Raw genomic sequence first — 22,559 nt, 5'->3', positions numbered from 1 at the left:
CGTTGGCAAATGGAGCATTCTAAGTAATAAGTTAACTGACTGTTAACCAAGGAGTCCTGGTGTGCAAACCGTGTTCGATGGCCAAAGCCTGATTACCGCAGAGATGATCGCCAGCGGTCTGCCAAAAGGCACGCTTGAGCATCATGGCGAAGCGTTCGAAACCGCCCGCGCGGAACTGGCGCTCATCCTCCACGCGACACAGCAACAGATCGAGCAGCAGAAATTTCCCGCCGAGATCGTGCGCCGCCTGCTGTCGCTGCTCAATGCGCTGCGCGCCAAGGTTCATCCCGATGTCTGGCAAGCCCTGATACCGGTGGCGCAGAACCACCCGATCCTGAACTACTTTCTCCAGGATCCGCTGACGCACTGGTCCTTCACCAAGCCCAGGGGGTATTCCGGCGACGCGGAACTGCTCGACTACATCTATTGCGACCCGCACGTGGCCGAGAGCGTGGCCAACGCCTCGGAGGTCGGCAAGGCGCTCTACAGCCATACCCAGAACGTTCCGTCATGCGTCGCGGCGCGGGAACGGCGCGATCTCCTGACCCGCTATGTCGATGAGGCGGCGGCCAGGAACGGACCCGAAACCGAGGTGCTGGCGATCGCCGCCGGCCATTTGCGCGAAGCCAATCGCTCCGTCGCGCTCGCCGAGGGCCGGCTCAAGCGTTGGGTGGCGCTCGACCAGGATCCGCAGAGCGTCGGACTGATAGCGCGCGACTTCCAGGGCACCGCGGTCGAGGCCATCGACGGCTCTGTGCGGACGGTGCTCACCAGGGGCCACAAGCTCGGCAAGTTCGATCTGATCTACGCCTCCGGCCTCTACGACTACCTGCAGCACAACGTCGCCGTGAAGCTCACCAAGACCTGCCTGCAGATGCTGAAACCGAACGGCACATTCCTGTTCGCCAACTACGCCGAGGGCACGCCCGACGCCGGCTACCGGGAAACGTTCATGGATTGGGTGCTGCTGCTGCGCTCGGAAGTCGACATGTGGAACATCGTCAATGCCAGCGTCGACCGCAACACCGTCGAGGCGCGGGTGTACTTCGGCGAGAACCGCAACGTGCTATACGCCGTGATTGAAAAGCGCGGGTAACGACCTCCGCCAAACCTTGCCATCAGGCCGGCGGTGATGCTCGTGCATCGCTGCCGGTGGTCAGGACGTCGCCAAGCGAGATCGGCGCCAGGTCGCCGCTCATCATTATCCGGTGCCGCGGCCGAAGGATCCGGCGTCGCCTGGCAGCACCAGTTCGGCATCGTCGGTAACATAGCCGACGTAGCGATAGTCGCGGATGAAGCTGATCCGCCCTTGCCGCCATTCCAGCCACATGAAGTGGATAGGTTTCGGGGCGGTCCGGTGCTCGAACACGGCGATCACCTCGCGGCCCTCGACCCATGCCGGCTTGAGCCACAAGCCATCGCTCTTGGCATAGATGGTGAAGAACATGCCGACATCGGCGGCACCCGAGCGTGGCGGGTGCATGGACTGCTGAAGCCTCACATCGTCGGCAAGCAGCGCGCGCAAGCCATCCCAGTCGCGCTGGTTGAACAGCGTCACATAGCGCGCCACGGCGGCCGACGCGATGCGCGCGTCGGGAAGCGGCTTGGCCTGGGCATTGATCTGCCGAAGCCGGGCGCGGCCGCGCGCCAGATGCGCCTTTACCGCATCGACCGAAATGCCGAGCAAGCCGGCAATCTCGGCCAGCGGCTCGCCCAGCACATCCTTGAGGATGACGACGCTGCGCTGAAGCAGCGGAAGCTCCGCGAAGCGCGACACGGCGGTCTCTATCGCCTCCCTGCGCATCAGCATCTCCACCGGATCGACCTTGCTGTCATCGGCAACTTCAAGCGCGGCCTCGATGGGTTCCGAGGCGCGGATCGCGCGGCTGCGCAGCACGTCCAGCGCGCGGTTGTGGGCGATCCGGAACAGCCAGGGCCTGAGCTGCGGCACCTCGCACAGCTCGTCCAGGGCGACGAAGGCTCGCGCGAACGTGTCCTGCACCACGTCCTCGCCGTCGATGACCGACCCCATCAGGCGCGCGCAATAGCGATGCAGTTCCGGCCGCAGCACGGTCGCAAGGGCAAGCAGCCCTTCCTGTCGGTCGCGATCCACGGCAGGCTCCCGCTCGCTCAAGCCGCTGTATCCTCCATGACCGTTACGCCCGCGTCGCCGTTGAGGCCGAAGACGACGCCCTCGGCATATTGCGGGTCTTCCAGCACGGAAACCACCCTGTCGCCGAACGCCCGGGGCGGCATCGGCGCGCCGAAACGGGTGACGAATTGTTCTGGCGTGATGCCCATGGAGCCGGCATAGGCGCCGGCTGCCGCATCCCCGATTCCCGTGCCGAGGATCATCTGCCGCGGCACGATCGCCTGGAAGCGGATGCCGAGCTTCTTCTCCTGCGCCACGCCATTGGCATATTTGGCCATGAACCACAGCATGCGCTTGGAGCCGCCATAACCACCCGACATCTGCGACCCGCCAACGGCGGCGCCACTCGATCCCACCAGCACCCGGCTGCCGGGCTTGAGCGGCAGGTTCAGCGCCGCTTGCAGCCAGTAGAGTCCGGCCTTGACGTCGGTTTCCCAGGCGACCGAGAAATCCTCCCACTTCAACTGATCCAGCCGGCCCATCCGGGGGGCGGCACCAGCGTTCAGCACCACTATGTCGGGGCGAACCTCGCCGAGGATTCGATAGGCGGCGTCCTCGTCCGTGACGTCGGCGCGGATCGTTGCGACCCCAAGCCGCGCACCGACCGCCTCCAGCGCCTCGGCGCCGCGCGCGACGACCGTCACCTCGGCGCCCTGCTCGACCAGTGCTTCTACCAGCCCGAGGCCCAGTCCCCGGCTACCACCGGTGACCACGATTTTCTTGTCCTTGAGGCTCATTTGACCCTGCTCCATTGCTTCACTGTAGCCAAGACGTTCGAGCTTTCGGAAAAGAGTCAGCGCGGCCGGAAGAAACTTGGCGGCGACGACCGATTTGGCGGCAAGGGCCGCGGCACATGCCGCGCGTTTCATACGATCCCGGTGTCACAAGGACGATAGCGGACGGCGCTATGGTGACGCGCGACGGTTGATTCGTGGAACATAAGCCACCGACCTGTCCGTCCGGGTCAGCGCCCCCGCAACTCGTTCACGCCAAGCTACAGGACCTGCGATGGCCATACAATTTTCGCCTGATTGATCGTCCCTCGTGCTATCGATCCCGGCCCGGCAAGGTCCTCGAGACGCATCTCCCCGATGATGTCGCCGGCCATGCCGACCGCGAAACCCACCTTGAAAACCGCTTCCTTCAAGAGACATCAGATGTGGCTGAGTGAATTCGAGATCGTCCTGCGCGACCGTGTCGTCCCGAACGGCGCCGTCAGGATCGAAGACGGCCGGATTGCCGAAATCCGCGACGCGCCGGTCGAGCATGCCGACATTGAGGGCGGCGGGCGCCTGCTGCTGCCGGGCTTCATCGACATGCATGGCGACATGGTGGAGAAGGAAGTCGAGCCGCGCACCGGCGTCCACGTGCCGATGCGGATCGGCATCGCCGAGCTCGACAAGAAGCTTGCCTCATGTGGCGTCACCACGGCCTATGCCGCGCTCTCCTTCATCGGCGCCAGTGTCACCAGCGGCGTGCTGCGCTCGGAAGATCATACGTCGGCGATCATCGAGACCATCGCCGAACTGAAGGACGACCTGCTGGTCGACCACCGCATCCATGCCCGCTTCGAGGTGACCTTCACCCCCGCGATCACCATGCTGCAGAAGCTGATGGACGCGGGCCGGCTGCACCTGATCTCGCTGATGGACCACACACCCGGACAAGGACAATACCGCGACGTCGAACTCTACATCGCCCGCATCGCCAACGAGCGCGGCATGTCCGTTGCCGCGGCCTCCGAGGTCGTCGGCAAGCGCATGGCCGGCCGCAAGGGCCAGGGCGATGTGCTGAACGCGCTGCAGGACCTGTCGGCCCGCGCGCGGGCCCATGGCGTCGTGCTGGCCTCGCATGACGACGACACATTGGAGAAGGTGGAGCTCGTCCATGGCCTGGGCGCCGCGCTCAGCGAATTCCCGGTGACACTCGAAGCAGCGCGCGAAGCCCGCAGGCTCGGCATGTACACCGCCATGGGCGCACCCAATGCGTTGCGCGGGGAATCCTATTCCGGCAATCTTTCCGCGCGACAGGCCTACGAGGCCGGGCTGCTCGACATGCTGGCCAGCGACTACCACCCGGCCTCGATCCTGCCGGCCGTGCTCGGCCTGGCGGAGCTGCGTGGCCAAGGGCTGGTGACAGCGGCGGCGCTGACAAGCGCCAATCCTGCCGGGGCCCTGGGGCTCACCGACCGCGGCGCCATCGAGCCCGGCCTCCTGGCCGATCTCGTGGTGGCCGACCGCCATCCGGTGCCACGCGTCCGTGCCACCTTCCGCGCCGGCCGCATGATTTACGGCGACGGCACGCTGGCACCGGCGCGGCAACGCGCTGGCCATGCGGCTGAACGGGTACCGGCTGGGTTCGAATTGCGCTGAAGCTGCTCCAGGAAAGTGTGAGACGGCGACTTGGCTAGACGTCGAGCGTGACCGCCATGCCGCGCACCTCGGCCATTTCCAGCAGCAGGTCCTGCAGGGTTTCGACGGTCAGCGCGGCACCGGTCATGGCCAGGAGCTCGGCGATACTCTCTTTCATGGAAATGACCGCGACTCCGGTTTTCTCCGAAAGCAGTCGTCCAATGGCCGCGCGGATAAGGGCATTCTGGTCAGACATGATTCCCCCTCATGCTGGGATAATGGCGGTGTTTTCTTCAATGATATGCTTTTGGCGCAACTTCTGCGAGCTTCAACTTACGCTTGCAAGCCGTCCAGTTGACGATCTTTCAAGCCATTTCGTTGGCGCCAGCAGCCCAGCATCGTGAGTGACGGCGGCATTGACCCGGCTCCAGGCCGGAAAGCATCCATGGCGGCGAGCAGGGCCAGCGGCACTTCGTGCCGGTAGAGCCCGATGAATGTCCTGCCTCCCACCGTCGCCGGCAATTCCGTGAATCGGTCGAAAATCGAATACGTGCCTGTCGGCTCGTTCAGGATCTCAAAACGGTCCAATGCAAACCTCGCGTCCCCCCGGGGGCCGTTAACGCAACCGCTCGCCGGAGGTTGCAACGGGTGATGCTTTTCTTATCCTAATGGAACGTATATGCCAGCAGCCTCGCCTGCCGGGCCTACGTCACGCGGGGGACGCACAAAAATCGCTTGGCAACCGCCATCTGAACACGGCTGGCGGCCGCAGGAACAACACGTTCCGACAAAGACTGCTTGTTGGCCCTTGCCGAAGCCGGCGGCCTCGCTCATCCATGGCCTGGAAACGCCCAGGGACCAGAAGATGACCGATGCCAGCCTTCACATCGTCGAAGCCACCATCGAACAATTGCGCCATGCGCTCGACGAGGGTCTCGTCACCAGCGTCGAATTGGTCGGGGCGTATCTCAGGCGCATCGCGCATTTCGACCGTCACGGCATCAGCCTCAACGCCGTTCCAGTACTCAATCCTGATATGTTCGAGGAGGCCGCCGCTTCCGACCGGCGGCGCCGCGACGGCGCTTTGCTCGGGCCGCTCGACGGCATCCCCTACACCGCCAAGGACAGCTACAAGGTCAAGGGCCTGACGGTCGCCGCCGGCTCGCCGGCCTTCGAACATCTCGTCGCCAATGAGGACGCCTTCACCATTGCCCGGTTGCGCGCCGGCGGCGCGGTGCTGGTCGGCCTCACCAACATGCCGCCAATGGCCAATGGCGGCATGCAGCGCGGTGTCTATGGCCGCGCCGAAAGCCCCTACAATGCCGATTACCTGACCGCCGCCTTTGCCTCGGGCTCGTCCAATGGCTCCGGCACGGCGACATCGGCCAGTTTCTGCGCCTTCGGGCTTGGCGAGGAAACCTGGTCGTCCGGGCGCGCGCCGGCCACCAACAACGCGCTGGTCGCCTACACGCCCTCGCGCGGCGTGATTTCCGTGCGCGGCAACTGGCCACTGGTGCCGACCATGGATGTCGTGGTGCCGCACACGCGCAGCGTGCCCGACATGCTCGAACTGCTCGATGTCATCGTCGCCGACGATCCTGAGACGCGAGGCGACTTCTGGCGCGCGCAGCCCTGGGTCGCGCTGCCCACGAGTTCGGAGGCGCGGCCGCCACGCTACACCGAATTGACGCTCGCGGGTTCACTGAAGGGCAAACGGCTCGGCGTGCCCCGCATGTATATCGGCCGCGACAGCGAGGCAGACCGGCCGATCGAAACCCGGGCCTCGGTGCTTGCGCTGTGGGAGCGGGCAGCGGCCGACCTTGGAAGGCTGGGCGCCGAGGTGGTGGAGGTCGATTTTCCCGTCGTCTCCAATTATGAACGCGACCGCCCCGGCGCGCGCACCATGGTAGAGCGCGGGCTGGTGCCGCCGGATTTCGCCGACCGCGAAATCTGGGACCTCTGCATCTGGGGCTGGGACGATTTCCTGCGCGCCAATGCCGACCCGGCGCTGCTCGATCTCGCCTCGGTCGACGGCCCCAGTATCTTTCCGCAGCCGCCCGGCACGCTGCCCGACCGTTATGAAGGCGGCTTCGATGTCGCTGAATATGTCGAGCGCGCGAAATCCGGCGTCACGCCGTTCAGGGACATTCCGACTATTGCGGATGGGCTGAAGGGGCTGGAAACAACGAGGCGCGTCGATTTCGAGGACTGGCTGGACACACAGGGCATCGACGCCGTCGTGCTGCCCGCCGTGGCCGATGTCGGCCCCGCCGACGCCGACATCAACGAGGCGTCGGCCGCGCTCGCCTGGCGCAACGGCACCTGGGTCGCCAACGGCAATCTGGTCTGGCGTCACTTCGGCATCCCGACCGTCACCGTGCCGATGGGCACCATGGCCGATATCGGCATGCCCGTCGGCCTCACCTTCGCCGGCAAGGCCTATGACGACGAAAGGCTGCTGCGCATGGCCGGCGACTATGAACGCGCCACGCAGCGCCGCACGAGCCCGCCACGCACGCCGGAACTGGCCGATGATGTGTTTTCAGGCCGGCCCGCTCAAGCCGGCGGCGGCAAGGCGCCACCGCTGGCAATCGCGCTTGCCGCCGAGACGCGGACTTCGGGCGATCGGGACGAGATCGCGATCACGCTCGACCTGCCGGTCGAGGCGGAGAACGCCAGCATCAAGGTGCACGTCAACGGAGAGCCCGTCGCCATGCACCGCAGCGGCGGGCGCTTCAGCGGGCGGGCGCTGGTTCCCATCGCCGAGCACAAGCAGTTCCACAGCGTCTGGCGCGGCTCTTATGGCTCGATCGTGACGGCGGTGGTACGGCTCCATGATGGGCGCGCCGCCGGTGCCTATCTTGTCACCGGCGGGATTGGATGAGCGCCGGGGACTAGGAAGGCAGCGAAGCCAGCCATTCTTCCCAAAATTCCTGTTGCATATGAACGAAAACCGGAATCACGTCGACGCCATCATCAAAGAGATGTCGACCAAGTCGGTCTCCTGGGGAAACCGCCCCATCTTCACCTTGCAGGCTATCAATCCGCGACTTTTCTCCATCACGGTATTCTCGGGATAAACATTGGCACTTGCCCCGTAACAGAAGGGCAGCAAACCGTCGGCTTCGAGTGCCTGACGGATCTGGAACAGAGCCTCGAAAAAGTTTTCCTCTTCGGCCTTGATGACCTTGTCTCGGTAGCCGCATGTGAGGCTGCAGACGGCGCCGTCGACATGCAGTGTAAACACGGCTTCCTCGTCTCCGCCCGTGCCGCCTCCGATCAAGAATACAGTCCGCTGATGATCCATTCCATCCCCCCTTTGCTATTCAGCGGATGGTAGTGCGGTGATGGCCGCTTTTCCAGCATGGCAGGGATGCGGGTACCGCAGCGGCCAGAGATCAACCTCGCGCCGCCCAGAGCAAACCGCGTTCCACGATCAACGCCATCTCCGGCACCGCGAACTCATCCGCCGTGTGCCCAAGCGAACTGTAGAAAACCTTCCCCGCGCCATACCGCCGCTTCCACACCACCGGCATGACGACCCCGCCAATGCCCGGGAAATGCGCATCGCTGAAAATCGTCGTCGCGAGCACCTCGTTGCTCGGGTCGACATGCATGTAATACTGCTCCGACCGGTAGGCGAAGTCGCCGATCCCCCTGGTGATCGGATCGTCCGGCCGGGTAATGACCACCTGATAGTCGATGATGTTGCCGGGATGCGCGACCCACTGGCCGCCGGTCATGAACTGGTAGTCGGGCTCGTTGCGAAAGCTGTCGCCCATCGTGCCGTGGAAGCCGCCGAGCCCACTTCCGCCGCGAACAGCCTGCGTCAGGTTCTGAAGCTCGGCCTTCTCGATCGTCGACATGGTGATGACGGGCACGATCAGATCGAAGGAAGGCAATTGCGGATCGGCGAACATCGCCGTGCCCTCGCCCAGAGTGACATCAAATCCGTTGCGCTCAAGCAGTTTGCGCACAACCTCTGCGCTGCGCTCGGGCGTGTGGCCTTCCCAGCCGCCCCAGGCAATCAGGGCCTTCTTCGCCATGCCGTGAACCTCCCTGAACCGCGCGCCCCGGGGATGGTTACACGGCGTGGCCGTCAGCGCCAGCCCAGTGCCGGCGCGACATGGGTCAGGATCGCCTCGATGACATGGGCGTTGTAGTCGACGCCGAGCTGGTTGGGCACGGTGAGCAACAGCGTGTCGGCCTCGGCGATCGCTTCGTCCTGCGCCAATTCCTTGATCAACACATCCGGCTCGGCGGCATAGCTGCGGCCGAAGATCGCCCTGGTGTTCTCCTCGATGAAGCCGATCTGGTCGCGGCTTTCGTTGCCACGCCCGAAATAGGCGCGGTCGCGATCATCGACCAGCGCGAAGATGCTGCGGCTGACCGAGACGCGCGGCTCGCGCTCGTGCCCGGCCGCCTTCCAGGCTTCGCGATAGATCCGGATCTGTTCGGCCTGCTGGATGTGGAACGGCTTGCCGCTTTCGTCGAATTTGAGCGTCGAGCTCTGCAGGTTCATGCCGAGCTTGGCCGCCCATTCCGAGGTAGCGTTGGTGGCGGCGCCCCACCAGATGCGCTCGCGCAGGCCTTCCGAATGCGGCTCGAGCCGAAGCAGGCCGGGCGGGTTGGGGAACATCGGCCGTGGATTGGGTTGTGCAAAGCCTTCGCCGCGCAGCGTGTCGAGAAAGACCTCGGCGTGATGCCGCGCCATGTCGGCGTCGCTTTTGCCTTCCTGCGGCTGGTAGCCGAAATAGCGCCAGCCATCGATCACCTGTTCGGGCGAGCCACGGCTGATGCCGAGCTGCAGGCGGCCTCCGGCGATGATGTCGGCGGCACCCGCGTCCTCGGCCATGTAGAGCGGGTTCTCGTAACGCATGTCGATGACGGCGGTGCCGATCTCGATGCGGCTGGTCTTGGCGCCGACAGCCGCCAGCAGCGGGAACGGCGAGGCGAGCTGGCGGGCAAAATGATGCACGCGGAAATAGGCGCCGTCCGCGCCGAGCTGCTCGGCGGCGACGGCGAGATCGATGGATTGCAGCAGCGCGTCGGAAGCCGAGCGCACCTGCGATTGCGACGAGGGCGTCCAGTGCCCGAATGACAGGAAACCGATTTTTTTCATGGCCCTGAAGTATATGCGAGCAGCGCGTGCTTCAATGCCAAAACAGCGGGGTTACACACCGTCGCCTTGAGCAACACCAAAGGACGCCGTACACAGGGGTTGACCGGCCGCGTCGTGTCTCATGCCGAGGGGCCGTCGATCGCCTGCGGTCCCGCTGAAAGGCAATGATTGGCGATTTGTGAAGTGGTCCATGGCGGTTCGGCAGATCATAAGGTTCCCCAATCCCCTCCTCCGCGCCGTGGCGGAACCTGTACAGCTGTTCGACAGCGACCTGCACGGATTGGCCAGCGACCTCGTTGACACCATGCACGCGGCGCCCGGGATCGGCATCACCGGCCCGCATGTCGGCATTCTGAGACGCCTGGTCGTGATCCAGCTTCCTTCCGCCGCAAAACCGGGGATCTATGTAAATCCGTCGATCATCCAGGCCTCGACCGAAATGATCCGTCAGGCGGAAGGCAGTGTTTCGATGCCCGGCGTCACGGAGGACGTCGAGCGCCACGCCCGCATACGGGTCCGCTATCAGGATCTGGATGGCAACGAGCGGTTCGAGGACGCCGATGGCCTGCTGGCGGTTTGCCACCAGCATGAGATCGATCAGCTGGACGGGCTCTTCTGGACGCAAAGGCTGACACGCCTGAAGCGCGACCGGCTGGTCAAGCGATACGGCAAACTGATGCGAGCGTCGTAGACGCCACGACTAACCGCGGGGAACCGGCACTGGCCGGCAACATCGTGCGGCGCTGATTGCAAGGCAGCCGGAAACCACGGCGCGCTGGCTGGTCGATGCCGTGCTTTCCGGCGACGGTAATCCAGGCCAGGAATGGCTGCGCCCCGACCGCTTTGCGGGATGGGGAGCAGCCTGAACCTCTCCGGCCTTCATTTCCCGCAGTGATGGTCGTTGATCTTGTTCGTCGCGTTCGCGTCCGGGCTCACCCTGTCGTAGGAGCAGGCGCCGGCGGCGGTCGTGAAAAGCTGCCGGTCGTAATAGCGCGGGCCACCGAACAGGAAGCCGATGAGATCGTCATCGGCGGGAACGTAGCGTTCGGACCCAGCCTGGCTGTAGTATTGGCTCTGGGTGTGGTGGTGGCGATGTTTGGCTCCGGCAAATGCCGGCGCGGACACGCCACAGGCCATCGCCAGGGCAAGAGCGCAGATCGCAAAGCGTTTCGTCGTCATCGGCAACACCCTTCTGGCCATTTGCATTCCTATATAGGCAAAATCACCAGCCGAACAAAGGTTACCAGGCAGCGGTTTACCTGTCCCGCGATTTGCCGTCCGCCGGAGCGAACTGCACAGCGCATCAGAAAATCGAAATTGCCCCTTCCGCCCCGAGCCGCAATGGTCTTCAGGGAGGCAGCCGGCTCAGGGCTGTGGAGGAAACGCCGGAGCGGCAACGCCGCTCGGGCAAGCTGCCGCTTGAGGCTGGCAGCGAGGGAGGAATGAAATTGGCTGGTTCGGGCAAATCCGACGGCGCGCGCATGGGCATCAAGATGTCCCAGGAGCTCGTCGTCGTCGCGATCTCGGTCATCCTCTTCCTCGTCTTCTCCGCGACGCTCAACAATTTCCTGACCCAGGGCAACATCATTGCCATCCTCAAGAACGTCTCGATCCTCGGCACGCTGGCGGTCGGCATGGGCTTCATCGTCGTCGGCCGCGGCATTGATCTCACCATGGTGGCGGTGATGGTGGTCGGCGTCGCCTTCAGCATCTGGATTTCCACCTGGGGCGTGGACTTCACGCTGGCCGTGGTCTGCGGCGCCCTTCTTGCGGCGGCCATCGGCCTGTTCACCGGCATCATGGTGGCGATTGCCGAAATCCCGCCGATCTTCGCCACGCTGGCCATCGCCTCCTCGGTCTATGGCTCGGGCCGCATCGTCTTTGCCTCTGACGTGCTCTATGCGCCATCAAACATCGCCTGGCTGAAATTCATCGGCAGCGGCACCATCCTCGGCATCCCGATGGTCGTGGTCATCTTCGCGGCGGTGGCGGCGCTGATGGGCTTCTTCCTGCGCAAGACCCGCTTTGGACGGCTGGTCTACGCCACCGGCGACAATCCGAACGCGGCCCGCACCACCGGCCTCCCGACGCGCCCGATCATCGTGACGCAATATGTGCTGAGCGCGCTCATCGCCTTTACCGCCGGCATCATCATGCTGGGGCTTGTCACCGGCATCGACACGCGCCTCTACAATTCCAGCCTGATCTACGACGTGCTCTTGGTCGTGGTGCTGGGCGGCATCGGCCTCTCCGGCGGCCAGGGCGGTGTGCGCAACGTCATCGTCGGCACCATCCTGGTCGGCATCCTGACCAATGGCATGACCATCCTGAACTTCAGCTACACCAGCCAGAACCTGATCAAGAGCGTGATCCTGCTGGGTGCGCTGGCGATCGACGCCATCATCAATCCGCGTGACGAGCAGACCTCGCAAAGCGGCGACATCTGAAAACATCAAGCCGAAACATCAATCAGGGAGGAAACCATGAAGTTGTTCAAGAACTGCCTGTTCGCGGGCCTGACGGCGCTGACACTGCTCAGCGCCGCGAACGTCACCACCGCGCAGGAAACCGACCAGGTCGGGCGTGCGCCCTACCTGGAATCGCTCAAGGGCAAGAAGGTGATCTTCGTGCCGATCTCGCAAGGCATGGACCTCAACCAGTCCTGGGTGGTGGTGTGGCAGCGCCATGCCGCCCGCTATGGCTTCAGCATCGAAGTGCGTGACCCCAACGGCGACACCAATGCCGGCATCCGCGCCATGCAGGGCGCCATCGCCGAGAAGCCGGACCTGATCATCGTGCAGAACCCCGACGTGCAGACCTATGCCCGCCTGCTGAAGCAGGCGCAGGCCGCCGGCATCAAGGTGCTGCAGGTCAACATGCAGTCGGCGACCCAGACCGACTCCTATGTCGGCAATGACTGGATCGAGATGGGCCGCCTCGAAATGGGCGAACTGGCCAAGCACTGCACCGGGCCGAATGCCGTCTCGCACAAGGTGGTCTGGCTTGCCGGCGTGCAGACGGGTGCGGCCAACATCTACATGCGCACCGGCATCGATGAGGTGCTGAAGGCCAATCCCGAACTGCAGCTCGTCTCCGACCAGCCGGCCGACTACATGAGCGAAAAGGCCCGCCAGATCACCGAGACGGTCCTGCAGCAGCATCCGGACCTGTGCGGTATCATGGGCATCTGGGACAACGCCGAAGTCGGCGCCGGTGCCGCTGTCGCGGCCGCCGGCAAGCAGGACCAGGTGACCATCGTCACCAATGGCGCGGGCAGCGCCACCGGCTGCGAGAGCATCAAGAACGGCCTGCTCGATGTGATCTTCAACTTCAACTCGCCCATCCAGGCGGAGATCGCCGCGCAGCAGATTTCGGAATTGCTGCAGCATCCCGAGCGGCAGGCGGGCAGCGAGAAGACCATCTTCTTCGGTCCGATCACCCGTGTCGACAAGACCAATGCCACCGGCAGGAACTGCTGGAAGCTGGACGAGCTCAAGTAACGGACTGTCCTGATGAGCATGGCCGAAAGCCTTGTGCGCTGGCGCTACCGCCTGCTCCCCGACCACGTGGTCGGGGAGATCCTGACCAAGAAGTGGATCGACAGCGTCATCCCCTTCACGGCGCTGGTCATTCTGTGCGCGATCTTCGGCTCGATCGTGCCGGGCTTCTGGAGCGTCGCGACGCTGACCAATCTCAGCGGCCAGACCGCCGAGCTCGGCCTGGTCGTGCTCGGCATGACCATCGTCATGGTCTCGGGCGGCATCGACCTGTCGGTCGGCTCGACCTTCGCTCTGGCCGTGCTGGTGACGCTCTACGGCATGAATGTCGGGCAATGGAGTTTCGGCACCGGCCTGCTGGCCTGCCTCGGGCTGGGCATCGTCTGCGGCGCCATCAACGGCTTCCTGGTAGGCTTCCTGCGCATGCGGGCATTCCTGACCACGCTGGTGACGCTCATCATCTACCGCTCGACCTTCGACGTCATCTTCCCGCGGGTCTCGACGCCGATCGTCACCAGCGGGCCGGATTCGCCGATCTATGATTTTCTCGGCTTCGGCACGATCTGGGGCGTGCCGACCTCCTTCGTCGTCTTCGTGGTCATCGCGCTGGTGATCCATCTCGTCCTGTCGCGCGCCCGCTATGGCTGGCGGCTGTTCGCGGTCGGCGGCGCGCGCCGTTCCGCCTACAATGCCGGCATCAATGTGCGCTTCACCTTGTTCAGCGCGTACGTGCTGTGCTCGGTGCTGGTCGCGCTCTCCGGCTTCTTCTTCTCGGCCCGCATCGGCAGTGCCGCTTCCGATATCGGCACCGGGCTCGAACTGCAGGTGCTGACCGCGACGGTGCTCGGCGGCATCTCGCTTGGCGGCGGGCGCGGCTCGGTGGCCAAGGCATTGATGGGGACGATCTTCGTGCTCGTCCTGTCGAACAGCCTGCTCGCCCTGGCCGTGTCCGGCCCGGTCAACTACCTGATCCTCGGTCTCGTGCTGCTGTTCTCGGTCCTGCTCGACGTCCGCTGGGTGAAGAACCGTCACAAGATCCTGCGCAGCGTCTACATCTCGCCGACCTTCGCCAAGATGCGCGAGCCGATCTCCACCGCGCCGGGCACGCCGATAGCGGTGAACGACAGGCTGAAGGATGTCGGCGTCATCGGCCTTGGCGTCCTCGACGGCGCGGAGGATGTCATCTTCGACCGCCAGGACCGGCTCTACACCGGCACCCGCCAGGGCGACATACTGCGCTTCAAGCCGCCGCATTACACCGAGAGCGAAGTGTTCGCCCATATCGGCGGTTCGCCGCTCGGCATGGCCTTCGACCGCGACGACAATCTGGTCATCTGCGTCGCCGGCATGGGCCTCTACCGGGTCGCTCCGAATGGCGATGTGAAGCTGCTGACGGCCGAGACCAACCGCTCGCTGACATCGGTCGTCGACGACTCGACCATGAAGCTCGCCGACGACTGCGACATCCTGCCCGATGGCCGCATCGTCTTCTCTGAGGCCACCGTGCGCTTCGAGATGCATGACTGGTACGCCGATGCGCTGGAAAGCCGCGGCAACGGGCGCATCATCGTCCACGATCCGAAATCCGGCTCGACCCGCACGCTGCTGTCGAACCTGGTCTTCCCCAACGGCATCTGCACGGCCTTCGACGGCCAGTCCGTGCTGTTCGCCGAAAGCTGGGCCTGCCGCATCAGCCGCTACTATTTCGACGGCCCGAAGAAGGGCAAGGTCGAGCGTGTCATCGAGGGCCTGCCCGGCTATCCCGACAACATCAACAGGGCTTCGGACGGCACCTACTGGCTGGCCCTGATGGGGATGCGCACGCCGGCGCTCGACCTGTCGCTGGAAATGCCGGGCTTCCGCCGCCGCATGGCGCGGCGCGTCTCGGAAGATGCCTGGCTGATGCCCAACCTCAACACCGGCTGCGTGCTGCGTTTCGACGAAAAGGGCCAGATTCTCGAAAGCCTCTGGGACCGCGCCGGCGAGAAGCATCCGATGATCACCTCGATGCGCGAGCACAAGGGCGTGCTCTATCTCTGCGGCATCTTCAACAACCGCATGGGCACGCTGCCGCTCAAGGGCGTCGATCCCAACTGGTTCAGCTCGGATTCCTACTGGGGTAAAAAGGCATGAGCGCCGTGAGCCAGCTTTTCGACCGTTTTCTCGGCCGTGGCGACTGGGCGGTGACGGTGCCGACGCTTGACGGCCCCTTGCTGCCCAACCAGGGCCTCGAGGAAGCCGAGACCTTCGCCAGCCTCGCCGAGGCTGACAATCTCGTGCGCACCGACAAGGGCGTGCTGGCGACCAGTGCCGCCTCGCTGGTGCGCTTTGGGGCCGACGGCCATGCGGAGGTGCTGCGGGAACTCCCCGGTGAGATCACGGCACTTGCCCATGCCCGCGGCATGACCGCGCTGGCGATCGACGGCAAGGGTGTCGTCATTCGTGGCGGCCTGCATGACGGGCGCGAGGCAACAGGCGACGAAGCGCGGCGGCTCTCCTGCATCACCGCCCTCACCTTCCTCGACAGCAATAGCCTGCTGATCGCCAATGGCTCGGCGTCGGTACCCGCGGCCGGCTGGCGCCGCGACCTGATGCAGAAGAACGCTTCCGGTTCGCTCTGGCGTCTTGACCTGAAGAGCGGCCGGCTGGAACTGATCCGTGACGGCCTCGCCTGGCCGGCCGGCATCGCCACCACCGGCTCGAACCGCATTTACGTCACCGAAGCCTGGCGCCATCGCGTGCTGGCCATCGACCTTGCCACCAAGGCGACAATGCCGGTTCTGGAACACCTTCCGGCCTATCCCGCGCGCATCGCGCCCGCCTTCAATGCCGGCTACTGGCTGACCTTCTACTCCGTCCGCAACCAGCTGGTGGAGTTCATCCTGCGCGAGGAGGCCTACCGCAAACGCATGCTGGCCGAGGTCCCCGAAGCCTATTGGATGGCGCCGTCGCTGAGTTCATGGCGCGACTACCGTGAACCGATGCAGGGCAGCCAGCTCAAGCAGATGAATGTGCTGAAGCCTTACGCGGTCACCCGATCCTACGGGCTGGTGGTGCACTGCGACCAGAACATGAAGCCGCTGTCGAGTTTCCATTCGCGCGCCGACGGCACGGTGCACGGCACCGTGAGCGCCTGCGAGGCGGGTGACGACCTGCTGGTCGCCTCGCGCGGCGGCTCGAGGGTGGTGCGCGTGGCAGGCGCCGCCGGCGGCAAGCGGGGTTAAGCGATGTCGGATAACATCATCGAGCTCAGGGACGCCACCAAGGCCTTCTCGCGCATCCCCGCCTTCAAGAACGTGAACTTCGACCTGCGCAAGGGCGAGATCCACGCGCTGCTCGGCGAAAACGGCGCCGGCAAGTCGACGCTGACCAAGGTCATGGCGGGCGTGTTCAAGCTGACCGAGGGCAAGATGACCTTCGACGGCAAGGACGTGTCCTTCGCCACGCCCGCCGAAGCGTTGCGCGCCGGCATCGCCATGGTGTTCCAGGAGACCAATCTGGTGCCGGCCATGACAGTTGCGCAGAACCTCTATCTCGGCGAGGAGAAGATGTTCAACCGGCTGCGCGGCCTCTACATCCAGGCCCGGCAATTCCTCGCCGGCATGGGCTTTCAGGTCGACCCGACCGCGCAGGTCAGCACGCTGGGCGCGGCGCACAAGCAGATGGTGGAGATCGCGCGCGCCGTCCACCACAAGGCTCGCGTCATCATCTTCGACGAACCGACCGCGACGCTGACGCCTGAGGAGAAGAGCCACTTCTTCAACCTGCTGCAGCGCCTGGTCAAGGAAGGCATCGCCATCATCTTCATCAGCCACGCGCTGGAAGAGGCGCTTGATGTCGCCGACCGCATCACCGTCATGCGCGACGGCGAGATCGTCGCTTCCGGAGACGCCAAGGGCTTCACGCGCGCCACCATCGTGCAGGCGATGGTCGGCCGCACCCTGACCGAAACGCTGCATGGCGAGGTCAAGCGCGCGGCGCGGCCCTATGGCGACAAGGTACTTTCGGTGGAGAACCTGTCCTGTGCCGGCCTGGTGCGTAACTCGTCCTTCTCGGTCTTTTCGGGCCAGGTTACCGGCATGTTCGGCCTCGTCGGCGCCGGCCGCACGGAAATGGCCAAGGTCGTTGCCGGCCTGTTGAAGCGCAACATCTTCCACGGCGGCGAAATCCGCCTGCTTGGCAAGTCGGTGCGCTACCGCGTACCGAGGCCGGCGGTACGCGACGGCATCGTCTATGTCACAGAGGACCGCAAGCTCGACGGCTTCTTCGAGACCATGACGGCCGGCGAGAACCTGCAGATCGGTGAACTCACCGAAGGCGCCAACCCGGTCTCGATGGTGTCGCTGGCGCGCGCCAGGCAGCTTGCCCGCGAATGGGGCGAGCGGCTCAGCCTGCGGCAGACCAGCGACCGCGCCCGGATGATCGAACTTTCCGGCGGCAATCAGCAAAAGGTCGTGATCGCCAAGTCGCTGATCCAGAAGCCGAAACTGGTGATCTTCGACGAGCCGACGCGCGGCGTCGACGTCGGCGCCATCGTCGAGATCCACCAGCTCATCAGCGATCTCGCCGACCAGGGCATGGCCGTCGTCGTCATCTCTTCCTATCTGCCTGAAATCCTTGCCGTTTCCGACCGCATCCTGGTCGTCAAGCGCGGCCGTGTGGTCGAGGAGATGATGCTGTCGGAAGCGACCGAGGAACGCGTCATGTTCGCCGCCGTGCACTGAGCGCCGCCAAGAGGAAAAAGGTTCGCTGGCTAAGCCAGGACCAATGCCTGGCCAGCCCTATTGCCTTGCAATCGGTTCCGCGTCTGAATAGGTCAGGAGGTCAGATCACCTGCCCGAGCGGACATGTCGAGCATCAACCTCAAACTTCTGCAGACGTTCCTGCTAGCCGCCGAAAACGGCAGCTTCCGTCGTGCCGCCGAAGAGAGCAACCGCTCGCCATCGGCGGTCTCCATGCAGATCCGCGACCTCGAGGAGCAGATCGGCATCTCGCTCTTCATCCGCACCGCGCAGCGCGCCAGCCTGACGCCGGAGGGCCAGGTCCTGTTCGAGGAGATCGCCAATGCGATGTCGCAGGTGCAGACCAGCCTCGACCGGCTGACCGAGATCGCCGCGCGGCGCAAGGGCAAGGTGCAGATCGCCTGTGCCCCGACGCTTGCCGCGAGCCGGCTGGGCGACATATTGGCCACCTTCAAGCTGCGCTATCCCCGCTCGGTCGTCGAGGTCATCGAGACCCCGCCGCAGGCGGCCCTTGGCCTTTTGCAGCAGCAGGAGGTCGAGTTCTACATCGGCCCCGAACTGCCGAACCTGACCGACTTCCAGTTCGAATCCATCCTCGACGATCCGCTGATGGCCTGCATTCCCACCGAAATATACGGCGGCGAGAAGAAGCTGCTGCTCTCCGACCTGCTGCGCTATCCCTTGATCCTGCTCAACCGCAAGACGGCGGTGCGCGGCCTCGTCGACCGGCTGACGGCGGCCGAAGGCATCGAGCTCAAGCCGCAATACGAGGTCGAGAGCGCGCAGACCGCGGTGGCGCTCGCCTCCTCAGGGTTGGGTGTCTGCGTCGTGCCCGGCATCGCCATCTCGCGCAATGACGAGCGCATGCGCGTCGTGCCGATCGACCACCGCGACGCCCACCGCTCCGTCGGCATCATCACGGCGCGGGGCTACGTGCACCACTCCTTTTCCGAACAGCTGATGAACCTCATCCGCACCAACCTGCGCGAACTGGCACACTGAGCACCGCCCACCCAGCGCGCACGCCAGGGGTGTGTCGAGATTCAGGTCAGGCCGAGTCGAAAATGGCTGATGCCGAGAACCGGAGCGGAGCGTACTTTTCGTACGTGAGCGCGGAAGCGCAGGCATCAGCCATTTGCAGGCCGGCCTCACCTGAATACCGGCACACCCCGTCAGTCGGTCTGGATCCAGACTGCCTTCGTCTCCAGATACTCGTGCAGGTGCTCGATGCCGCCCTCGCGGCCGTAGCCGGACATCTTCATGCCGCCGAACGGCACGGCGGGATCGATGGCGTGGTACATGTTGACCCAGACCGAGCCGGCCTTGATGCGCCGCGCCAACTTGTGCGCGGTGCCGAGATGGGTGGTGAAGATACCGGCCGCCAGCCCATAGGGCGTCGCATTGGCGCGCGTGACCGCTTCGTCGAGCGTGTCGAAGGGCATCGCGGAAATGACCGGCCCGAAAATCTCCTCGCGCGCGATGGTCATCTTGTCCGACACCGCGCCGAAGACCGTCGGCGCGATGAAATTGCCGCCATCGTAGAGCTCGCCCGTCAGCCGCGAGCCGCCGGCGACCAGTTCCGCGCCCTCGGCGCTGCCGGCCTTGATGTAGCCCTCCACCTTGCCGGCCTGCCTGGCATTGATCAGCGGCCCGATTTCGGTCTCCGCCTCGATGCCGTGGCCTATGCGCAGTTTGCTGGCGAATTCGGCCACCCGGCGCACGAACTCGTCGTGGATCTCGCGCGCCACGAACAGCCGCGAGCCGGCGATGCAGATCTGGCCGGAATGCACGAACACCGCCATCGCCGCGACCGGAACGGCCTTGTCGATGTCGGCGTCGCGGCAGACGATGATCGGCGACTTGCCGCCGAGTTCCAGCGACACGCGCTTGAGATTGGTGACCCCTGCCCGCGCGATGGCTTGGCCGGTCAGCGTCGAGCCGGTGAAGACGATCTTGTTGACGTCTGGGTGTTCGGCCAGCCGCGCGCCGGCCTCGGCCCCGGTGCCGGTGACGATGTTGACGACGCCGTCGGGCACGCCGGCTTCCTGCATCAGCCTGGCGATCAAAAGCGGCGTCAGCGACGCATCCTCGGAGGGCTTCAGCACGATGGTGCAGCCGGTGGCGAGCGCCGGCGCGATCTTCCAGATCGAGGCGGCGGTCGGCGCGTTCCAGGGAATGATCGCGCCGACGACGCCGACCGGCTCGCGCCTTGTGAAGGAGACGATCTCGCCTGGGATCGAATTGTCGATGGATTCGCCATGCAGCGCTGTCGCCATGCCGGCATAGAAGCGCAGCATGCCGATGACGCGGCGCCGGTTGGCCAGCGTGCGCGTGATCGGCAGGCCCATGTCGAGCGTGTCGGAAACGCTGAGCTCTTCCCAATGCGTCTCGAACAGATCGGCGATGCGCAGCAGCACGCACTGCCGCTCGTAGGGCGAGAATTTTGACCAAGGTCCTTCGAACGCCGCGCGTGCCGCCTTGACCGCGGCATCGATGTCGGCCGCGCCGCCGCGCGGCACCGTCGCCAGCACCTCGCCCGTTGCCGGGTTGAGCGCCTGCATTTCCTGGCCGGACTGCGCCGCGACCCACTTGCCGCCGATGAACATCGGCCGGAATTCGCCATGGTAGAGCGTCGTGGCCTTCGCCCTCGGGTCGAAATTCAGCGTCATCGCGTCCTCCTCACGAATTCCGTGGCGACTATTACTCCCGCTGCCGGGGACCTCAAACAAGGAAAGCTAAAAGGGCGTTCAGATAATCGGACTGTGCAATCACGGCGACTTCCCCGATGGTGCCGGCAACGGAGGAACAGATATGAGACTTGCTGGCAAGGTCGCCATCATCACCGGTGGCGGTTCGGGATTTGGCGAAGGCATCGTCAGGAAATTCGTCGCCGAGGGCGCCCTGGTCGTGCTGATGGACCGTGATGAGGCGGCAGCGGCCAGGGTCGCCAGCGAGATCGGCGAAAAGGTGCGGCCGATCACCGGTGACGTCTCGACACTGGAAAGCTTCGAGGCGGCCGCCGATCTCGCCCGGTCGGCCTTTGGCGGCCTCGACATTCTGGTCAACAATGCCGGCGTCGCCCAGCCGCCCTTGCCGCTGGAGACGATGGACGAGGGCCTGTTCGACAGGATCGCCAACGTCAACATGCGCTCGATCTACAATGGCTCGCGCGCCGTGGTGCCGCATTTCAAATCCATCAAGTCGGGCGCGATCCTCAACGTCGCCTCCACAGGCGGCGTCTCGCCGCGCCCGAACCTCACCTGGTACAACGCCTCCAAGGGCTGGGCGATCGCCGCGACCCGGGCCATGGCGGTGGAACTCGCCCCCTTCGGCATCCGCGTCAACGCCATCAACCCGGTCGCCGGCGACACGCCGCTGCTGTCGACCTTCATCGGCTCCGGCGAGGAGAATCGCGCCCGCGTCGTCGCCACCATCCCGATCGGCCGGCTGTCGACGCCCCAGGACATGGGCAATGCCGCCGCCTTCCTGTGCTCGGACGAGGCCAGCATGATCACCGGCGTCGACCTCAACGTCGATGGCGGCAAGTGCATCTGAGAAACTGTTGTCCGTGAGGTTTTGGCGATGAAGGATATCTACGAGATCGCCGTGGTGCATGGCGACGGCATCGGCCCGGAAGTCTGCGCCGCCACGATCGAGGTGGTGAAGGCCGCGCTCGGGCCCGACAGCCCGCTGCGCTTCAGCGAATATCCGGCCGGCGCCGAGCATTTCCTGAAGACCGGCCAGAGCTTTCCCGAACCGACCTTCCTGGCCTGCCGGGCGGCGGACGCCATCCTGCATGGCGCGGGCGGCCTGCCCGGCGTCGTCCATCCCGACGGCACCGAAGCGGGGCTGGATTTCACGCTCAAGCTGCGCTTCGAACTCGACCTCTACGCCAACATCCGCCCCATCAGGCTCTTCGAGGGTGTTGAGAGTCCCTTGCGCGGCGTCAAGGCCGGCGACATCGACTACATCATCCTGCGCGAGAACAGCGAAGGGCTCTACGCCGCGCGCGGCTCGGGCGCGCGGCTGCGCGGCGAGGTCGCGGTCGATACGCTGGTGCAGACCCGCACCGGCATCGAACGTATCGTCCGCAAGGCCTTCGAACTGGCACGCCAGTCGGACGGCGCGCCACGCGACGGCGTGCGCCGGGTGACTTGCTGCGACAAGGCCAACGTGCTGCGCAGCTATGCCTTTTTCCGCTCGGTCTTCGACGAGGTGGCCAAGGACTATCCCGACATCGCGACCGAATATGCGCTGGTCGACGCCATGGCCATGCACCTCGTGCTGAAGCCAGGCCACTTCAATGTCATCGTCAGCGAGAACATGTTCGGCGACATCCTGTCCGACCTTGCCGCCGCCACCGTCGGCGGCATGGGCATGGCGCCCTCGGCCGAGATCGGCGACGCCAACGGCTTCTTCCAGGCAGCGCACGGCTCGGCGCCCGACATTGCCGGCAAGGGCATCGCCAATCCCTATGGCACCATCCTGTCGGCCGCCTCCATGCTCGACTGGCTCGGCCACAAGCATGGCGACGCGAAGCTCAACCAGGCAGCCGGGCGCATCCGAAGCGTGACGGAAGCCTGCCTTGCCGGCGGCCTGCTCAGCGCCGACCTGAAAGGCAGCGCGTCCACCCGCCAGATAACCCATTCAGTCTGCGACCGGCTCGCGGCCGCGGCGTGAGGTCTCACGCCAGAG

21 protein-coding genes are annotated in these 22,559 nt (G+C 64.9%); 12 read left to right on the top strand and 9 right to left on the bottom strand.

The annotated features are described in order from the left end of the window. Positions 1–61 precede the first annotated feature (61 nt). Positions 62–1,096 carry a class I SAM-dependent methyltransferase gene (locus EB815_RS15320; RefSeq protein ID WP_056570830.1) on the top strand — a complete coding sequence of 345 codons (1,035 nt, stop codon included), beginning with the start codon at positions 62–64 and terminating at the stop codon, positions 1,094–1,096. A 105-nt stretch (positions 1,097–1,201) separates the two neighbouring features. Here the strand turns inward: EB815_RS15320 and EB815_RS15315 are convergent, their stop codons facing one another. Next, positions 1,202–2,134, bottom strand: coding sequence for a sigma-70 family RNA polymerase sigma factor (locus tag EB815_RS15315; RefSeq protein WP_056570829.1), 933 nt, complete (start codon positions 2,132–2,134; stop codon positions 1,202–1,204). Continuing rightward, positions 2,131–2,889, bottom strand: coding sequence for an SDR family NAD(P)-dependent oxidoreductase (locus tag EB815_RS15310; protein ID WP_056572041.1), 759 nt, complete (start codon positions 2,887–2,889; stop codon positions 2,131–2,133). Before EB815_RS15310 ends, EB815_RS15315 begins: the two co-directional genes overlap by 4 nt. A gap of 420 nt (positions 2,890–3,309) precedes the next feature. Here EB815_RS15310 and EB815_RS15305 point away from each other — a divergent pair, with 420 nt between their 5' ends. Beyond that, entirely contained in the window at positions 3,310–4,524 is a 1,215-nt protein-coding gene (locus EB815_RS15305) for an alpha-D-ribose 1-methylphosphonate 5-triphosphate diphosphatase (RefSeq protein WP_056570828.1), read from the top strand. A 34-nt stretch (positions 4,525–4,558) separates the two neighbouring features. Here the strand turns inward: EB815_RS15305 and EB815_RS15300 are convergent, their stop codons facing one another. After that, positions 4,559–4,759, bottom strand: a complete 201-nt coding sequence (locus EB815_RS15300) for a hypothetical protein (protein WP_056570827.1) — start codon at positions 4,757–4,759, stop codon at positions 4,559–4,561. Between the two features lie 77 nt (positions 4,760–4,836). Beyond that, positions 4,837–5,091, bottom strand: coding sequence for a hypothetical protein (locus EB815_RS15295; RefSeq protein ID WP_056570826.1), 255 nt, complete (start codon positions 5,089–5,091; stop codon positions 4,837–4,839). Positions 5,092–5,368: 277 nt separating this feature from the next. Between EB815_RS15295 and EB815_RS15290 the strand changes: the two genes are divergently transcribed. Continuing rightward, positions 5,369–7,387 carry an amidase gene (locus EB815_RS15290; protein ID WP_065005364.1) on the top strand — a complete coding sequence of 673 codons (2,019 nt, stop codon included), beginning with the start codon at positions 5,369–5,371 and terminating at the stop codon, positions 7,385–7,387. A gap of 75 nt (positions 7,388–7,462) precedes the next feature. Here the strand turns inward: EB815_RS15290 and EB815_RS15285 are convergent, their stop codons facing one another. The 3 genes from EB815_RS15285 to EB815_RS15275 form a co-directional block, all read right to left on the bottom strand. Then, positions 7,463–7,810, bottom strand: coding sequence for a hypothetical protein (locus EB815_RS15285; protein ID WP_244494060.1), 348 nt, complete (start codon positions 7,808–7,810; stop codon positions 7,463–7,465). Positions 7,811–7,901: 91 nt separating this feature from the next. Continuing rightward, the gene (locus EB815_RS15280; RefSeq protein WP_056570825.1) at positions 7,902–8,549 is read right to left on the bottom strand and encodes a ThuA domain-containing protein; all 648 of its coding nucleotides are present in this window, start codon (positions 8,547–8,549) and stop codon (positions 7,902–7,904) included. Positions 8,550–8,602: 53 nt separating this feature from the next. Continuing rightward, entirely contained in the window at positions 8,603–9,625 is a 1,023-nt protein-coding gene (locus tag EB815_RS15275) for an LLM class flavin-dependent oxidoreductase (RefSeq protein WP_056570824.1), read from the bottom strand. A 190-nt stretch (positions 9,626–9,815) separates the two neighbouring features. On the opposite strand from EB815_RS15275, the gene EB815_RS15270 reads away from it, so the two are divergent. After that, positions 9,816–10,316, top strand: coding sequence for a peptide deformylase (locus tag EB815_RS15270; RefSeq protein WP_056570823.1), 501 nt, complete (start codon positions 9,816–9,818; stop codon positions 10,314–10,316). Between the two features lie 188 nt (positions 10,317–10,504). Here EB815_RS15270 and EB815_RS15265 read toward each other — a convergent pair whose 3' ends face one another. Continuing rightward, positions 10,505–10,804: a hypothetical protein gene (locus tag EB815_RS15265; protein WP_056572038.1), complete on the bottom strand. Its 300-nt coding sequence runs from the start codon at positions 10,802–10,804 to the stop codon at positions 10,505–10,507. A gap of 263 nt (positions 10,805–11,067) precedes the next feature. On the opposite strand from EB815_RS15265, the gene EB815_RS15260 reads away from it, so the two are divergent. The 6 genes from EB815_RS15260 to EB815_RS15235 all read left to right on the top strand — a co-directional run bounded on the left by EB815_RS15260 (position 11,068) and on the right by EB815_RS15235 (position 18,866). Further along, positions 11,068–12,072 carry an ABC transporter permease gene (locus tag EB815_RS15260; protein ID WP_056572036.1) on the top strand — a complete coding sequence of 335 codons (1,005 nt, stop codon included), beginning with the start codon at positions 11,068–11,070 and terminating at the stop codon, positions 12,070–12,072. A 36-nt stretch (positions 12,073–12,108) separates the two neighbouring features. Then, positions 12,109–13,125, top strand: coding sequence for a sugar ABC transporter substrate-binding protein (locus EB815_RS15255; RefSeq protein WP_056570822.1), 1,017 nt, complete (start codon positions 12,109–12,111; stop codon positions 13,123–13,125). A gap of 12 nt (positions 13,126–13,137) precedes the next feature. After that, positions 13,138–15,255 (top strand): ABC transporter permease, encoded by a 2,118-nt coding sequence (locus EB815_RS15250; RefSeq protein ID WP_056570821.1) that lies wholly within the window; start codon positions 13,138–13,140, stop codon positions 15,253–15,255. Next, positions 15,252–16,346, top strand: coding sequence for a hypothetical protein (locus EB815_RS15245; RefSeq protein ID WP_056570820.1), 1,095 nt, complete (start codon positions 15,252–15,254; stop codon positions 16,344–16,346). Before EB815_RS15250 ends, EB815_RS15245 begins: the two co-directional genes overlap by 4 nt. Before the next feature lie 3 nt (positions 16,347–16,349). Beyond that, the gene (locus tag EB815_RS15240) at positions 16,350–17,846 is read left to right on the top strand and encodes a sugar ABC transporter ATP-binding protein (protein WP_056570819.1); all 1,497 of its coding nucleotides are present in this window, start codon (positions 16,350–16,352) and stop codon (positions 17,844–17,846) included. A 123-nt stretch (positions 17,847–17,969) separates the two neighbouring features. Then, positions 17,970–18,866 carry a LysR family transcriptional regulator gene (locus EB815_RS15235; protein ID WP_056570818.1) on the top strand — a complete coding sequence of 299 codons (897 nt, stop codon included), beginning with the start codon at positions 17,970–17,972 and terminating at the stop codon, positions 18,864–18,866. Positions 18,867–19,036: 170 nt separating this feature from the next. On the opposite strand, the gene EB815_RS15230 is transcribed toward EB815_RS15235, so the two are convergent. Beyond that, positions 19,037–20,533: an aldehyde dehydrogenase family protein gene (locus tag EB815_RS15230; protein ID WP_056570817.1), complete on the bottom strand. Its 1,497-nt coding sequence runs from the start codon at positions 20,531–20,533 to the stop codon at positions 19,037–19,039. 142 nt (positions 20,534–20,675) lie between these two features. Here EB815_RS15230 and EB815_RS15225 point away from each other — a divergent pair, with 142 nt between their 5' ends. Both EB815_RS15225 and EB815_RS15220 read left to right on the top strand, forming a co-directional pair. Further along, positions 20,676–21,419 (top strand): glucose 1-dehydrogenase, encoded by a 744-nt coding sequence (locus EB815_RS15225; RefSeq protein WP_056570816.1) that lies wholly within the window; start codon positions 20,676–20,678, stop codon positions 21,417–21,419. A 27-nt stretch (positions 21,420–21,446) separates the two neighbouring features. Then, positions 21,447–22,544: an isocitrate/isopropylmalate dehydrogenase family protein gene (locus EB815_RS15220; RefSeq protein WP_065005251.1), complete on the top strand. Its 1,098-nt coding sequence runs from the start codon at positions 21,447–21,449 to the stop codon at positions 22,542–22,544. Positions 22,545–22,559: the final 15 nt, after the last annotated feature.

It is taken from the genome of Mesorhizobium loti (assembly GCF_013170705.1).
Lineage (GTDB): Bacteria > Pseudomonadota > Alphaproteobacteria > Rhizobiales > Rhizobiaceae > Mesorhizobium > Mesorhizobium loti_D.
The sequence above is the reverse complement of the archived record's forward strand: the minus strand, read 5'-3'. Positions and strand labels throughout refer to the sequence as shown.

Bases quoted from the DNA above. Each gene is read 5' to 3' on its own strand.
- EB815_RS15275 (WP_056570824.1), bottom strand. From the start codon at position 9,625: ATGAAAAAAATCGGTTTCCTGTCATTCGGGCACTGGACGCCCTCGTCG.
- EB815_RS15245 (WP_056570820.1), top strand. From the start codon at position 15,252: ATGAGCGCCGTGAGCCAGCTTTTCGACCGTTTTCTCGGCCGTGGCGAC.
- EB815_RS15280 (WP_056570825.1), bottom strand. From the start codon at position 8,549: ATGGCGAAGAAGGCCCTGATTGCCTGGGGCGGCTGGGAAGGCCACACG.
- EB815_RS15240 (WP_056570819.1), top strand. From the start codon at position 16,350: ATGTCGGATAACATCATCGAGCTCAGGGACGCCACCAAGGCCTTCTCG.
- EB815_RS15250 (WP_056570821.1), top strand. From the start codon at position 13,138: ATGAGCATGGCCGAAAGCCTTGTGCGCTGGCGCTACCGCCTGCTCCCC.
- EB815_RS15230 (WP_056570817.1), bottom strand. From the start codon at position 20,533: ATGACGCTGAATTTCGACCCGAGGGCGAAGGCCACGACGCTCTACCAT.
- EB815_RS15285 (WP_244494060.1), bottom strand. From the start codon at position 7,810: ATGGATCATCAGCGGACTGTATTCTTGATCGGAGGCGGCACGGGCGGA.
- EB815_RS15220 (WP_065005251.1), top strand. From the start codon at position 21,447: ATGAAGGATATCTACGAGATCGCCGTGGTGCATGGCGACGGCATCGGC.
- EB815_RS15255 (WP_056570822.1), top strand. From the start codon at position 12,109: ATGAAGTTGTTCAAGAACTGCCTGTTCGCGGGCCTGACGGCGCTGACA.
- EB815_RS15235 (WP_056570818.1), top strand. From the start codon at position 17,970: ATGTCGAGCATCAACCTCAAACTTCTGCAGACGTTCCTGCTAGCCGCC.
- EB815_RS15265 (WP_056572038.1), bottom strand. From the start codon at position 10,804: ATGACGACGAAACGCTTTGCGATCTGCGCTCTTGCCCTGGCGATGGCC.
- EB815_RS15300 (WP_056570827.1), bottom strand. From the start codon at position 4,759: ATGTCTGACCAGAATGCCCTTATCCGCGCGGCCATTGGACGACTGCTT.
- EB815_RS15270 (WP_056570823.1), top strand. From the start codon at position 9,816: ATGGCGGTTCGGCAGATCATAAGGTTCCCCAATCCCCTCCTCCGCGCC.
- EB815_RS15225 (WP_056570816.1), top strand. From the start codon at position 20,676: ATGAGACTTGCTGGCAAGGTCGCCATCATCACCGGTGGCGGTTCGGGA.
- EB815_RS15310 (WP_056572041.1), bottom strand. From the start codon at position 2,889: ATGAGCCTCAAGGACAAGAAAATCGTGGTCACCGGTGGTAGCCGGGGA.
- EB815_RS15290 (WP_065005364.1), top strand. From the start codon at position 5,369: ATGACCGATGCCAGCCTTCACATCGTCGAAGCCACCATCGAACAATTG.
- EB815_RS15260 (WP_056572036.1), top strand. From the start codon at position 11,068: ATGAAATTGGCTGGTTCGGGCAAATCCGACGGCGCGCGCATGGGCATC.
- EB815_RS15305 (WP_056570828.1), top strand. From the start codon at position 3,310: ATGTGGCTGAGTGAATTCGAGATCGTCCTGCGCGACCGTGTCGTCCCG.